Annotated in this window: 15 protein-coding genes; 9 read left to right on the top strand and 6 right to left on the bottom strand. The window is 71.0% G+C overall.

Annotated features, from left to right (window positions below):
• Nucleotides 1–28: 28 nt before the first annotated feature.
• On the bottom strand, nucleotides 29–1,147 hold the full coding sequence (locus tag AB0E77_RS01000; RefSeq protein WP_361563693.1) for a hypothetical protein: 1,119 nt from the start codon (nucleotides 1,145–1,147) through the stop codon (nucleotides 29–31).
• Nucleotides 1,148–1,244: 97 nt separating this feature from the next.
• On the opposite strand from AB0E77_RS01000, the gene AB0E77_RS00995 reads away from it, so the two are divergent.
• Complete coding sequence (locus tag AB0E77_RS00995; protein ID WP_361563690.1) at nucleotides 1,245–2,399, top strand: cystathionine gamma-synthase; 1,155 nt, start codon at nucleotides 1,245–1,247, stop codon at nucleotides 2,397–2,399.
• Nucleotides 2,400–2,409: 10 nt separating this feature from the next.
• On the opposite strand, the gene AB0E77_RS00990 is transcribed toward AB0E77_RS00995, so the two are convergent.
• From AB0E77_RS00990 to AB0E77_RS00980, 3 genes are all read right to left on the bottom strand, one after another.
• Nucleotides 2,410–2,667: a hypothetical protein gene (locus AB0E77_RS00990; protein WP_361563687.1), complete on the bottom strand. Its 258-nt coding sequence runs from the start codon at nucleotides 2,665–2,667 to the stop codon at nucleotides 2,410–2,412.
• A gap of 34 nt (nucleotides 2,668–2,701) precedes the next feature.
• Nucleotides 2,702–3,202, bottom strand: a complete 501-nt coding sequence (locus AB0E77_RS00985) for a sigma factor-like helix-turn-helix DNA-binding protein (RefSeq protein WP_361563684.1) — start codon at nucleotides 3,200–3,202, stop codon at nucleotides 2,702–2,704.
• Between the two features lie 117 nt (nucleotides 3,203–3,319).
• Nucleotides 3,320–3,820 (bottom strand): MarR family transcriptional regulator, encoded by a 501-nt coding sequence (locus tag AB0E77_RS00980; protein ID WP_361564407.1) that lies wholly within the window; start codon nucleotides 3,818–3,820, stop codon nucleotides 3,320–3,322.
• Between the two features lie 168 nt (nucleotides 3,821–3,988).
• On the opposite strand from AB0E77_RS00980, the gene ilvA reads away from it, so the two are divergent.
• The 6 genes from ilvA (at nucleotide 3,989) to AB0E77_RS00950 (ending at nucleotide 9,613) form a co-directional block, all read left to right on the top strand.
• Complete coding sequence (gene ilvA / locus AB0E77_RS00975) at nucleotides 3,989–5,218, top strand: threonine ammonia-lyase (RefSeq protein WP_361563682.1); 1,230 nt, start codon at nucleotides 3,989–3,991, stop codon at nucleotides 5,216–5,218.
• Nucleotides 5,219–5,457: 239 nt separating this feature from the next.
• Entirely contained in the window at nucleotides 5,458–6,486 is a 1,029-nt protein-coding gene (locus AB0E77_RS00970) for an ATP-binding cassette domain-containing protein (protein WP_361563679.1), read from the top strand.
• Nucleotides 6,487–6,491: 5 nt separating this feature from the next.
• Complete coding sequence (locus AB0E77_RS00965) at nucleotides 6,492–7,289, top strand: ABC transporter permease (protein ID WP_361564404.1); 798 nt, start codon at nucleotides 6,492–6,494, stop codon at nucleotides 7,287–7,289.
• A 125-nt stretch (nucleotides 7,290–7,414) separates the two neighbouring features.
• On the top strand, nucleotides 7,415–7,978 hold the full coding sequence (locus AB0E77_RS00960) for a hypothetical protein (protein WP_361563677.1): 564 nt from the start codon (nucleotides 7,415–7,417) through the stop codon (nucleotides 7,976–7,978).
• Nucleotides 7,978–9,117, top strand: coding sequence for a hypothetical protein (locus AB0E77_RS00955; RefSeq protein WP_361563675.1), 1,140 nt, complete (start codon nucleotides 7,978–7,980; stop codon nucleotides 9,115–9,117). The genes AB0E77_RS00960 and AB0E77_RS00955 overlap by 1 nt, the downstream gene beginning before the upstream one ends.
• Nucleotides 9,118–9,121: 4 nt before the next feature.
• Nucleotides 9,122–9,613 carry a hypothetical protein gene (locus AB0E77_RS00950; RefSeq protein ID WP_361563672.1) on the top strand — a complete coding sequence of 164 codons (492 nt, stop codon included), beginning with the start codon at nucleotides 9,122–9,124 and terminating at the stop codon, nucleotides 9,611–9,613.
• A 62-nt stretch (nucleotides 9,614–9,675) separates the two neighbouring features.
• Here the strand turns inward: AB0E77_RS00950 and greA are convergent, their stop codons facing one another.
• Together greA and AB0E77_RS00940 are read right to left on the bottom strand one after the other, a co-directional pair.
• Nucleotides 9,676–10,173, bottom strand: a complete 498-nt coding sequence (gene greA, locus AB0E77_RS00945) for a transcription elongation factor GreA (protein ID WP_361563669.1) — start codon at nucleotides 10,171–10,173, stop codon at nucleotides 9,676–9,678.
• Between the two features lie 168 nt (nucleotides 10,174–10,341).
• Nucleotides 10,342–10,740, bottom strand: coding sequence for a DUF4307 domain-containing protein (locus AB0E77_RS00940; protein ID WP_361563666.1), 399 nt, complete (start codon nucleotides 10,738–10,740; stop codon nucleotides 10,342–10,344).
• 157 nt (nucleotides 10,741–10,897) lie between these two features.
• Here AB0E77_RS00940 and mca point away from each other — a divergent pair, with 157 nt between their 5' ends.
• Both mca and AB0E77_RS00930 read left to right on the top strand, forming a co-directional pair.
• Complete coding sequence (mca, locus tag AB0E77_RS00935; RefSeq protein ID WP_361563664.1) at nucleotides 10,898–11,779, top strand: mycothiol conjugate amidase Mca; 882 nt, start codon at nucleotides 10,898–10,900, stop codon at nucleotides 11,777–11,779.
• Complete coding sequence (locus AB0E77_RS00930) at nucleotides 11,772–12,032, top strand: hypothetical protein (protein ID WP_361563661.1); 261 nt, start codon at nucleotides 11,772–11,774, stop codon at nucleotides 12,030–12,032. Before mca ends, AB0E77_RS00930 begins: the two co-directional genes overlap by 8 nt.
• Nucleotides 12,033–12,110 lie beyond the last annotated feature (78 nt).

Genomic DNA, 12,110 nt, shown 5'->3' with positions numbered 1-12,110 from the left:
CCCGGCGCACCCAGTGCGCCCGGCGCGCTCAGTGCGGCAGCGTCGCCGGGCTGCCGCCGTTCGCCTCGTAGCCCGCCACCGCCAGGGCGCGGTAGACCGCGAACTCCGCGGCCGGATCCGGCGACAGCGTCCAGGGCAGGGCGCCGACATGGCCGTCGATGACTATCAGCTGGTTCATCGCCTCGGCCCAGCGCTCGCCGCGGACCAGGAAGAAGACCAGCAGATGGCGCACGTGCGCCTGCGTCGGGTCGTCGGGGCGCGCCGAGTGGACCGCGTGCAGGGCGCCGTGGACCGCCCTGGTGACGACCTCGCTCTGGTAGAAACCGCTGACCAGATTGACCTCGGGCAGGTGCTCGAAGACGGCGAAGAGCGGCATCGCGGCCAGCATCGACCCGTGCGGTGCCCGGGCCGCCGCGGCCTCCGCGAACGAGTACGCCAGCTCGCGCGAGCCGTGCCACTTCTCGCACCAGTACGGCAGCGCGGCCAGATGCGCGCCCATGTGCGCCGGCGCGCGGTCGAGGATCTTCAGCCACAGCTGCTCGAACTCCTCGCGGGAGTACCCGAGGCCGCGCGCCACCGACAGCTCGACGATGTACGGAACCGGGTCGCCCGGGGCCAGCAGCGCCGCCTCACCGCACGCCGCCTTCGCCTCCTCCATGATGATCCGGAACTCGTCGGTGCCCGGCGTCGCCGTCCGCCACGCCTGCTGCACCAGGAACTCGGCGTGCACGGCCGCGCCGCCCGCGTCCTTGGGCGCCTCCGCCCGCCACACCCGCAGCCACTGCCCGCCCGGCATCTCGCCGACCCCGCCGGGCCGCTGCTGAAGCTCCAGCGACGCGGCGCCCGCGAACGCCTGCACCCGCTGCCAGCGGCGCTCGCCTTCGGCCTCCGTACCCGCGAGCAACTGCTGCGCCCCGCGGTAGTCCTGTGTGCGCTGGACCAGGTCCAGGACGTCCAGCAGGTCCTGGTCGGGGCCGGGCATGCGGACGTCCAGCTCCTCCTCGCGGGCGAAACCGTAGTTCGCGGGGTCCGCGGCGTCCGGGTGGCCGGGCGGGACCAGCCCGACCGCGCTCCGCCGGCGCCGCAGCACGGGGAGCAGCACGAAGCCCAGCATGACCAGGGCGATCAGGACCCAGAGAATCTCCATGTCCCCAGCGAACCAGACGCCGCCGACAATTGGCGAACCTGTGCCGGGAGCCTGTGGAAAACGCGCGGAGCCGTCCGCGGCACTACGCTCGGCTCTCATGAGCGACAGGCACATCAGTCAGCACTTCGAGACGCTCGCGATTCACGCGGGCAACACCGCCGATCCCCTGACGGGAGCGGTGGTTCCGCCGATCTACCAGGTGTCGACCTACAAGCAGGACGGCGTCGGCGGCCTGCGCGGCGGCTACGAGTACAGCCGCAGCGCCAACCCGACCCGGACCGCGCTGGAGGAGAACCTGGCGGCCCTGGAAGGCGGCCGTCGCGGCCTCGCCTTCGCGTCCGGACTGGCGGCCGAGGACTGCCTGTTGCGTACGCTGCTGCGCCCCGGCGACCACGTGGTCATCCCCAACGACGCCTACGGCGGCACCTTCCGGCTCTTCGCCAAGGTCGCCACCCGGTGGGGCGTGGAGTGGTCGGTGGCCGACACCAGCGACCCCGCCGCCGTGCGGGCCGCCCTGACGCCGAAGACCAAGGCCGTCTGGGTGGAGACGCCGTCCAACCCGCTGCTCGGCATCACCGACGTCGCGGCGGTCGCCCAGGTCGCCCGGGAGGCCGGGGCCCGGCTCGTCGTCGACAACACCTTCGCCACGCCCTACCTCCAGCAGCCGCTGGCGCTCGGCGCGGACGTCGTCGTGCACTCCCTGACCAAGTACATGGGCGGCCACTCGGACGTCGTCGGCGGCGCGCTGATCGTGAACGACCAGGAGCTCGGCGAGGAGCTCGCGTTCCACCAGAACGCGATGGGCGCCGTCGCGGGCCCCTTCGACTCCTGGCTGGTGCTGCGCGGCACCAAGACCCTCGCGGTGCGCATGGACCGGCACAGCGAGAACGCCGGCAAGGTCGCCGACATGCTCACCCGGCACGCGCGCGTGACGAGCGTGCTCTACCCGGGACTGCCGGACCACCCCGGGCACGAGACCGCCGCCAAGCAGATGAGGGCGTTCGGCGGCATGGTCTCCTTCCGCGTCGCGGGCGGCGAGGAGGCGGCGGTCGAGGTCTGCAACCGCGCGAAGGTGTTCACGCTCGGCGAGTCCCTGGGCGGCGTCGAGTCGCTGATCGAGCACCCCGGCCGGATGACGCACGCCTCCGCGGCCGGTTCGGCCCTGGAGGTCCCCGCCGACCTGGTGCGCCTCTCGGTCGGCATCGAGAACGCCGACGACCTGCTGGAGGATCTCCAGCAGGCGCTCGGCTAGCCCTCCGGGCTCACCAGCCCTCCCAGCCGGTCAGCGGTGGGGTCGTCTCCGACGGCGGCTCCACCCAGGGCCGTACGGTCAGGGCCCAGACCGTGAACGCCACGGCCGCGGCGCACAGCACCAGCCACATCAGACGGCGGGCGGCCGTCCTGCGCCGCAGCATCCGGCCGCCCCGGCGCAGGACGTCCGCGTACAGACCGGGCGGTACCACGGGCGGCGACTGCTCCATGATCCGCCGCGCGACGGCCTCCCGTTCGGCCCGGTTCACCGTCGCCCCCCGGGGTCGCCCGCGCGCGTGCCGGTCACGACGGCACCGCCCTCGCCACCCGGCGGGCCGGCTCCGGCCGCGGGTGCAGCAGGGCGGCCACCGCCCGGTCGTGGACCGTCCGTACCCGTTCCACGGGCAGGGCCAGCAGGGCGGCCACCTGCTCCTCGGCGACCCCCTCGTACAGCCTGAGCACCAGGACGAGACGCTCCTGCGGGGTGAGCGCGCCCAGTGCGCCGGCGGGACGCCGCCGGGTCAGGCCGGGGAGGCCGCCGTGCCGGTGCCAGGCCTCGCGGGCGAACCGGGTGACCAGGTACTGGCGGGCACGGTCGTAGGGGTCCTCGCCGCGCAGGCCGTCCCAGCACGCGTACGTGTGGGCCAGGGACAGCGCCAGCAGGCGCCGTGCGCCGGGGTTGTCGTCCGGGGGCTCGGCCGTGAGGAGAGTGGCGGCATGCAGCAGCCGGCCCGCCGCGCCCGCGACGAACGCCTTGCACTCCCGGTTCCGCAGGGCGTCCCGGACCGCATGCCGTTCCCGCACCGCGCCTCCCGCCTGATGGGCGACCCCCTTGGCCTCCGGCCGACTGCCCCGGGGCCCGGTCTGGTCTCATATCAGGCCAGGGTCGGCCCGCCGGTCAAGAGTGCGGGGCCGACGGACTCAGGAGGCCGGCGACGACTCCGGGCCCGTGGCGCTCTGCGGGGCGGTACGGGCGGACAGGGCGCTGTTGAAGCGCGACAGGAGGGTGCAGAACGCGGCGCGTTCCTCCGGCTTCCAGTCGTGCGTCAGCTCGGCCATCAGCTGACGCCGCGAGGTGCGCACCTCGTCCAGCCGCGACACCCCGCGCGGGGACAGCTGGAGCACCACCGCGCGTCCGTCCTCCGGGTGGGAGGTCCGCTTGACCAGGCCGGTGTCGACGAGCGGGGCCACCTGCCGGGTGACCGTCGAGGAGTCGATCCCCATGCTCGCGGCGAGGGCCTTCACCCCCATCGGGCCCTCTTTGTCGAGGCGGTTGAGAAGCAGGTAGGCGGCGCGGTCCATGGAGTTGCGGACCTGCCCGACCCCGCCGAGCCGCGTCTGTTCCGCGCGGCGGGCGAAGAGCGCCACCTCGTGCTGGAGCGTCTCGAGAAGACCGGTGTCACCGGCGGTCGTCATGTCCATCGACATTTCAGGCGTTGTGGGCATGGCCGGGGGCTCACTTCGTGGAGGGCTGCTAATTGGGGGACAGGGTACGCGGCCGGGCGGCGAGACGTACCGGCGCTGCGCAAAGCGGGTCTCGGAGGTTGGTCACAACCCTCGCCGGAGCCTGTGAACTGCGATGCTGGAGGCATGAGCTACCGCACGGCCGCCGCTGTCCGACCCGTCACCCTCGACGATGTGCGCGGAGCCCAGAAGATGCTCTCGGGTGTGGCGCGGGTGACGGCGATGGAGGGCAGCCGGTACCTGTCCCAGCTGGTCGGCGCGCCGGTGCACCTCAAGTGCGAGAACCTCCAGCGGACGGGGTCGTTCAAGCTGCGCGGGGCGTACGTCAGGATCGCCGGGCTGCTGCCCGAGGAACGGGCCGCCGGGGTCGTCGCGGCCAGCGCGGGCAACCACGCGCAGGGCGTCGCCCTGGCGTCGACCCTGCTCGGGGTCCACTCGACGGTGTTCATGCCCAAGGGCGCCCCGCTGCCGAAGATCAGCGCCACCCGGGACTACGGCGCCGAGGTGCGCCTGCACGGCCAGGTCGTCGACGAGACGCTGGCCGCCGCGCAGGAGTACGCGGAGCGCACGGGCGCGGTCTTCATCCACCCCTTCGACCACCCCGACGTCATCGCCGGCCAGGGCACGGTCGGGCTGGAGATCCTGGAGCAGTGCCCCGAGGTGCGGACCGTGGTGGTCGGCATCGGCGGGGGCGGGCTGGTGGCCGGTACGGCCGTCGCGATCAAGGGGATCCGGCCGGACGTGCGGATCGTGGGCGTGCAGGCGGAGGGTGCGGCGGCGTATCCGCCGTCGCTGGCGGCGGGCCGTCCGGTGGCCGTCGAGAACCCGGTGACGATGGCCGACGGCATCAAGGTGGGGCGGCCCGGTGACGTGCCGTTCGGGATCGTCGGCGAGCTGGTGGACGAGGTCCGCACGGTCTCCGAGGACGCGCTGTCCACCGCGCTGCTGCTGTGCCTGGAGCGGGCCAAGCTGGTCGTGGAGCCGGCCGGGGCGAGTCCGGTGGCGGCCCTGATGAGCGACCCCGGCGCCTTCGAGGGCCCGGTGGTGGCGGTGCTGTCCGGGGGCAATGTGGACCCGGTGCTGATGCAGGGCGTGCTGCGGCACGGCATGGCCGCGCAGGGCCGCTACCTGGCCGTCCGGCTGCGGCTGACGGACCGGCCGGGGGCGCTGGCCACGCTGCTGGGAGTGCTGTCGGTGGTGGACGCGAACGTGCTGGACGTGAGCCACGTCCGGACCGACCCGCGGCTCGGGCTCACGGAGGCGGAGGTCGAGCTGCACCTGGAGACGAAGGGCCCGGAGCACTGCGCCGAGGTCGGCCGGGCGCTGCGGGACGCGGGATACCCCGTCATCGGCTGAGCCGAACCGACCCGAATCCGAGCCTGAACCGGGTCCCGCAACCCTTCGGGGTGAAACGGGTGGAACCCCATTGTGAGACGCGATACATCGCGTTACTGTGTGTCGTGTGCCACCCGGCCGCCACGGCCGTCCCACCTCCGTCGTTCCGCCCGCGTCCGGCGGAACCGGTAAAAGAACAAGCGGAAAAAATCGCACGATCCTAGGCTTTCCGAAGAATCCCCGACGACGTGGAGACTCATATGCCAGGCGCCATCTACGCCGAAGGCCTGGTGAAGACCTTCGGTGACGTGAAAGCTCTGGACGGCGTCGACCTCGAGGTCCCCGAGGGCACGGTCCTGGGACTCCTCGGGCCGAACGGCGCGGGCAAGACCACCACCGTCCGCTGCCTCACCACCCTGCTGCGCCCCGACAGCGGCAAGGCGGTCGTCGCCGGCCTCGACGTGCTCAGGCAGCCCGACGAGGTACGCCGCTCGATCGGCCTGTCCGGCCAGTTCGCCGCGGTCGACGAATACCTGACCGGCCGGGAGAACCTGCAGATGGTCGGCCAGCTCTACCAGATGCGCGGCAAGGACGCGAAGCGCCGGGCGACCGAGCTGCTGGAGCAGTTCCACCTCGCGGACGCCGCCGACCGCCCCACGAAGACCTACTCCGGAGGCATGCGCCGCCGGCTCGACCTCGCGGCGGCCCTCGTCGTCTCGCCGCCCGTGATGTTCATGGACGAGCCGACGACGGGTCTGGACCCGCGCAACCGCCAGCAGCTGTGGGACGTCATCAAGCAACTGGTCTCCGGCGGCACGACCCTGCTGCTGACCACCCAGTATCTGGAGGAGGCCGACCACCTCGCGCACGAGATCGCGGTGGTCGACCGCGGCAAGGTCATCGCCAAGGGCACCTCCGACCAGCTCAAGGCCCGCACCGGCGGCGAGCGCGTCGAACTGGTCGTGCACGAGCGCGAGCACATCGCGACCGCCTCGGAGGTGCTGCGCGGCTTCGGCAAGGGCGACACGACCGTCGAGGAGCACATGCGCAAGCTCACGGTGCCCGTGACCGGCGGCGCCAAGCTGCTCGCCGAGGTCATCCGCGAACTCGACTCCCGGGGCATCGAGATCGACGACATCGGCCTGCGCCGCCCCACCCTCGACGACGTCTTCCTCTCCCTCACCGGCCACACGGCGGAGACCGGGGAAGAGACGAACGGCCCGGCGGAGGGGGCCGGTCGCCGGCCCGGGGACGCCGGTCACCCGCAGGAGAAGGAGGTCACCAAGTGAGCATGATGGCCGACTCCCTGGTCATTGCCCGCAGAAACCTGATCCGGATGACCCGGATCCCCGAGATGGTCCTGTTCGGGGTCATCCAGCCGGTGATGTTCGTGATCCTCTTCACGTACGTCTTCGGCGGCTCGATGCAGATCGGGAACACCACCGACCCGGACGTCTACAAGGACTTCCTGATGGCCGGCATCTTCGCGCAGACCGTCACCTTCGCCACCGCGGGATCGGCGGCCGGCATCGCCGACGACATGCAGAAGGGGCTCGTCGACCGCTTCCGCTCCCTGCCGATGGCCCGCGGCGCGGTGCTGACCGGCCGCACGGTCGCCGACCTGGTGCAGACGGCGATCACACTGCTCGTCCTCGCGATCGTCGCGCTGATCGTGGGCTGGCGCACCGGCACCGCGGAGCCGACCACCGCAGGAGAGATCCTGGCCGGCTTCGGCCTGCTGCTTCTGCTGGGATACGCCTTCACCTGGATCGGCGCACTGATCGGCCTGTCCGTGCGGACGCCGGAGGCGGCGACCTCGGGAGGGATCATCTGGCTGTTCCCGGTGACCTTCGTGTCGAACGCCTTCGTGGACTCCAGCCAGATGACGCCCTGGCTGCGGCACATCGCCGAGTGGAACCCGTTCAGCGCGACCGTGCAGGCGTGCCGCGAGCTGTTCGGCAACCCGGGCGTCGTCCAGTCCGACGCCTGGCCCATGCAGCACCCCGTCTGGGCATCGGTGATCTGGTCCGTCCTGATCATCGCCGTCTTCCGGACGCTGGCGGTGCGCAAGTACCGCTCCGCCGACGGCTGAAGCCGCAGGCGGCCGAGGCCAAGGCCCGGAGTGCCCGCGCTCCGGGCCTGCGCCGTAGAACCGATGTGATCACCCCGTCGTCACCATGATTATCTGAAGGGGCGACACCGAACGGGGGATCACACATGAGCGAAGGCAAGAACGCGGGCGGCGACGGCAAGACCACGGGGGACGACCGGCTCCCGGAGCCGGACGGGGCGAAGCTCCCGCTGTCCCCGGACGAGATCGAGCGGCACAAGGTCCTCCCCGGCTGGGAGGGCCACTACACCGCACCGCCCGCGAGCAGCACCGCCGACCCGCTGGACCGGCCGCCGCTGCAACCGGCCACTCCCGGTCTCCTGCCGCCGCCGCCCGCCGGCGGCAGGCCCGTCGACCTGAAGATCGCACCGGGCGTGCTCAAGAAGGTCGCCGGCCGGATCGACGACATCTACGACCACTTCTACAAGCCCGCAGCCTCCCTGGAGGAGCCCGCCCTGAAGGCGGTGGGCGCCCTGGACGGGCTGGAGTCGGCGCGGGCCGTCCGGCTCGCCCACCGGCAGTGGGAGCGGCAGGCCGGCACCGTCACCGGATGGCTCGCGCACATCGCAGAGAGCCTGCGTCTGAGCGACGGCACCTACACCAAGACGGACATGGCCGTGGGCGAGAGAGCCGGCCAGGTGCGGCTCCGCTCGGCGCTGGAGGACTACTGATGGCGGAGACCTTCTACCTCACGCTGCTGTCCGTGGACCTGACGACGCTGGACGACCTGGCGGACCGCTGGGAGAGTATCCACCGGGACATCAAGGGCCTCGGCAAGCGCATGCACGACGAAGCGCTCACCCCCCTGCGCGACAAGGGTTACTGGGAAGGCGCCGCCGCCCCGTACGCCTGGAAGATGATCGACGACATCGAGCGTCAGCTGGAGAACGCCACGAAGGTGGCGGACGCGGCACGACGCGTCGTCGAGGACGGCGTGGGCGAGCTGAAGTCCGCCCAGAAGGACCTCAAGGACGCCGCCCGGCGGGCCAAGGAGAAGGGCCTGTACATCAACAAGGACGGCACGCTGTCCCCGGACGTCATCGGCAACGCCTGCAAGGTCGAGCTGACCGACGAGGAGAAGAAGACCATCGAGGCGGCGGACCGGGAGATCGCGCAGATCCTCAGGCGGGGCGTCACGGCCGACCGCAACCTCTCCTTCAGCCTCATGGCCGACATCGGCCTGAGTCAGTGGTTCAACCAGGCCCCGGGACTCACCGACATCGACTCCACGAAGAAGATCAGCGAGGACGCGTACAACGCGCTGGACCTCGCCCTGAAGGGCAAGGACCCCTACCCGGGGCTCAGTTCGGACGACCCTTACTCGCTGGGCTGGGACTGGGTGACCGGCGACGGCGCCCGGCACCGCGACTACTACTACGGCGACGAGATGACCGAGCTGATCAGGTCCAGCGAGAGCATGGAGCAGCTGCGGCTGGACACGCTGCAGCAGTGGCGGTCCACCGGTCAGCCGGAGGGCAGCGTGGCGTACTCGATCTCGGAGAGCGGCAAACTGGGCGCGTTCAAGAAGCTCATCACCACGGACATCCCGGCGATCGTCACCGGCGACGAGGACCACCTGGGCGAGGCGTTCACCGGCTCGTACAACCTGAACTACACGGTCAAGGGGCAGGACCCCGACGGCTCCCTGGTGGTCGAGTACACCCTGAAGAACAACACCAGCAACGAGTCGTTCCTGCACTACGTCGGCTACTACGACTGGCTGGAGAAGTTCAACCGCGAGGAGGGCGCCTTCTCGTCCGTGGACCAGAAGATCGTCTGGACCGAGCGCATTCCGGCGAAGGAGAAGTGAGTCGGTGTCCCGAGTACGAGTGCCGGCGGCCGTCGCCGCGCTGGCCCTGCTGACCTGTGCGGCGGGCTGTTCGTCGGAGCCCACCAGCGTCGAGGCGTGCATGGGCGAGCAGGCGGTCGGCGCGACCTCCGGGCAGCTCGCCGGCACCTACCGGGGCGAGGGCGACGCGGAGGGCGTGACGCTCACCCTGAAGGCCTCGCCGGACAAGCCGGGCAGCGGCACGGTCACCGTGCACGACTGGCCGACCGGCGACTGGTACCGGAGCGAACTCGGCGAGACCTTCGACGGTTCCGGCACCTGGGCCGTCGTGCAGGGCGGCACCTCCGCCACCGAGTTCGCGCGCCTGTCCCTCTCCTTCACCACGCCGCAGCGCTTCCTGAAGGGGGACACCCTCGACGCCCTGTCGATCGCCGAGGGCGACGGGCACACGCACCTCTACGCCGACGACGACCCGGACGTCTGCCCCGCCTTCCGCCTGGAGCGGCAGGCCGGCTGAGCGCTCCCGGGACGACGGAGCCCCCGGCGCCGCGAGGACGCCGGGGGCTCGTGAAGAGCAGGTCAGCCGTTGTAGGGCTCGGCCTTGAGGATCTTCACGGAGGCCGACTTGCCGTTCGGCAGCTCGTACTCCGCGTCGTCGCCGACCTTGTGGCCGTTGACGCCGGAGCCCAGCGGGGACTGCGGCGAATAGGTCTCGATGTCCGAGCTCGCGTACTCGCGCGAGGCGAGCAGGAAGGTCAGCGTGTCGTCCTCGTCGCCGTCGAAGGCGATCGTGACGACCATGCCGGGCGCCACCACGCCGTCCGCGGCGGGGGCCTCGCCCACCTTGGCGCTCTCGAGGAGCTGGGTCAGCTGGCGCACGCGGAGCTCCTGCTTGCCCTGCTCCTCCTTGGCAGCGTGGTACCCGCCGTTCTCGCGCAGGTCCCCCTCCTCGCGCGCCGCCGCGATCTTGGCAGAGATCTCGGTGCGCGCGGGACCAGTAAGGTACGCAAGCTCCTCCTTGAGCTTGTTGTACGCCTCCTGGGTCAGCCAGGTGACGTTCTCGCTGGTCTGGGTCACAGGTGCTCCTCGTCGGTACTGGGAATACAAAGCAACGCCCTACCCAGAAGGATGTTCCTTCACGGAAGGGCGAAACCACGAGCCTAACAATTCAGTGGCCAAAGGGGGAGGACATAAGCCACCAGATTCCCGTCGGCGCAGGTCAGCGCGGACAGATTCCCGGGGGTGTCACTCCGGGTGACAGCCGAGCAGCTCGGCCGAGGTGCCGCGGGCCTTGGTGCGCAGCGTGACGACCTCGTCGATGCGCGTGGCGTTCCCGTCGAAGCGGAAGTCGGCCCGGCCCACCTCGTCGCCGTTCTCGGCCTGGGAGCGCAGCGTGCAGTAGCCGGCGGCCCCGGCGTCCTTGCGGACCTCCAGATGCACCTGGACCGCCTTGTCGGTGATCTCGAAGCTGATCACCTCGCCGCTGATCTTGTTCTGGCCGACGTAGTGGTAGCCGAACCAGCCGATCACCACGAGCAGCACGCCGCCGAGGACGGCGCCGACGATCTTGAGGGTGCGGTCGGAGCGGTCGTCCGAGGAGCGGCCGTAACGGCCCTCGGGCGCTCTCGTGGTCGCCGTGCTCATGATCGTCCTCTCGGCAGGAGCGGGAGAAGTGTCCCGAATGGGGCGCCGAAGCGTGTTGTTCCCGGGCCCCGGAATTATTCGCCCCCCGATTCGGTCACTATAGAAGCCTCCCGCCCGCCCCCCGCACACAGGGCGCCGACCGACCGAGGAATGAGTCTTGACTGACCAGCTGCGACTGATGGCCGTTCACGCGCACCCCGACGACGAGTCGAGCAAGGGCGCGGCCACCATGGCGAAGTACGTGTCCGAAGGGGTGGACGTGCTGGTGGTGACCTGCACGGGCGGAGAGCGCGGCTCCATCCTCAACCCCAAGCTGCAGGGCGACGCGTACATCGAGGAGAACATCCACGAGGTGCGCAGGAAGGAGATGGACGAGGCCCGCGAGATCCTGGGCGTCAAGCAGGACTGGCTCGGCTTCGTCGACTCCGGCCTGCCCGAGGGCGACCCGCTGCCGCCGCTGCCGGAGGGCTGCTTCGCCCTCGAGGACGTCGACAAGGCGGCCGGTGAGCTGGTGCGCCGCATCCGCTCCTTCCGCCCCCAGGTGATCACCACCTACGACGAGAACGGCGGCTATCCGCACCCCGACCACATCATGACCCACAAGATCACGATGGTGGCCTTCGAGGGCGCGGCTGACATCGAGAAGTACCCGGAGAGCGAGTACGGCCCGGCGTACCAGCCGCTGAAGGTGTACTACAACCAGGGCTTCAACCGGCCCCGCACCGAGGCGCTGCACAACGCGCTGCTGGAGCGCGGCCTGGAGTCGCCGTACGGGGACTGGCTCAAGCGCTGGTCGGAGTTCGAGCGCAAGGAGCGCACGCTCACCACGCACGTGCCCTGCGCCGACTTCTTCGAGATCCGCGACCGGGCGCTGATCGCGCACGCCACGCAGATCGACCCGGACGGCGGCTGGTTCAGGGTGCCCATGGAGCTCCAGAAGGAGGTCTGGCCCACCGAGGAGTACGAGCTCGCGAAGTCCCTCGTGGACACCTCCCTCCCCGAGGACGACCTCTTCGCGGGCATCCGGGACAATGCCTGACATGAGCGCAAGCGCAAGCCTGGCAATGACGCACCTCGTCACCCTCGCCGAGATCGACGAGGACAAGGTCACCCCCGGCGTCCTCGGCTTCATCGTCTTCGCGGTGATGGCCCTGGCGGTGTGGGGTCTGATGAAGTCCATGAACCGGCACATGGGCAAGGTCGACTTCAAGGAGTCCCCGGACCCGGAGGCGGGTGCCTCCGGCGGCGGGAAGGGCAAGGCCTCCGGCCGGGCCGAGCCGCAGCGGGGCTGACCCGCGCGCCGGGCGTCCGCACGTCGGCCGGGGCGTCCGCACGCGCGCCGGGCGCGGCAGCGGTGCCGTGCCCGGCGG

This window comes from Streptomyces sp. NPDC032940 (genome assembly GCF_040636935.1).
Taxonomy (GTDB): Bacteria; Actinomycetota; Actinomycetes; order Streptomycetales; family Streptomycetaceae; genus Streptomyces.
Note: the sequence above shows the minus strand (reverse complement) of the source record. Positions and strands in the feature narration are given on the sequence as shown.